The sequence below is a fragment of the Vibrio sp. 1727 genome (genome assembly GCF_033344415.1).
Classification (GTDB): domain Bacteria; phylum Pseudomonadota; class Gammaproteobacteria; order Enterobacterales; family Vibrionaceae; genus Vibrio; species Vibrio alginolyticus.
The window spans coordinates 1-761 of the sequence record NZ_JAWPOT010000212.1 but is presented as its reverse complement, the minus strand read 5'-3'; the positions used below and the strand labels follow the sequence as shown (position 1 = coordinate 761).

1 protein-coding gene and 1 pseudogene are annotated in these 761 nt (G+C 44.9%); one reads left to right on the top strand and one right to left on the bottom strand.

All coding sequences use genetic code 11. The features are described 5' to 3' along the window. Positions 1-532, top strand: a 532-nt coding sequence (locus R8O10_RS24845) for an ABC transporter substrate-binding protein (protein WP_318191905.1), incomplete at its 5' end; no start/stop codon positions are given. Between the two features lie 105 nt (positions 533-637). Here the strand turns inward: R8O10_RS24845 and R8O10_RS24840 are convergent. Beyond that, positions 638-761: pseudogene (locus tag R8O10_RS24840) on the bottom strand (GTP cyclohydrolase); the annotation flags it as partial.

The following is a 761-nucleotide window of genomic DNA, read 5'->3' as shown; positions in this document are numbered from 1 at the left end:
TTCAGTATTAGAAGCGGGTGGGGAAGAAAACTGGCTGACATACGGCAGTCCTGATTGGGGCCGAGTTCAATCAGAAAACCTATCTAAAGAGCCTATTTACACTGTAAAACACGTGTTGGTATCCAGCAGTGATGCGCCTTTTAAATTCAATACCATGCAAGACATCAAAGGTCGTTCCATCGTGTTGCTGCTAGGTTTCGACTACCCAAACTTAATGCCGTTTTTTGAAGATAAAACCGTCAACGAGATGCGCGTTAAAGATTACGACGCCGCATATCGCGTAATTCAGAGAACGCCAGGCGATACGGCGTTTGTCGAGATGGAATCGCGGGTGATGTACAACTTAAAACGTCTGGAACTGCCACTCGAACAATTTGAGATTCAATCTTTTAGCGCTGTGATCCCCGACTATTCGATCTATCTGGCCTTTTCTCCAGAGATGAAACCTGAAGTACAACACTTTATTAATCAACGCCTGTCGGATCTAAAAGCCTCGGGAGAGATCGATAACATCGTCAAACACTATCTTTAACGCGCCTAGCCCTTTTACTGGTGCAGCTTTTGAGATCCCCACTAAAACGCCAGCCTTCTCAAGCTGGCGTTTTTGTCTATTCGATTTGATACCCGCCAGAAACGATCATTCCGTTTGATCAACAAAATGGGGATCAAACATGTGCCCTAATTTGTTTGCTTTGGTTTTTAGATAGTGTTGGTTGCTTGGATTGCGACCTTCTTGCAGTGGCACACGCTCAACGACATTG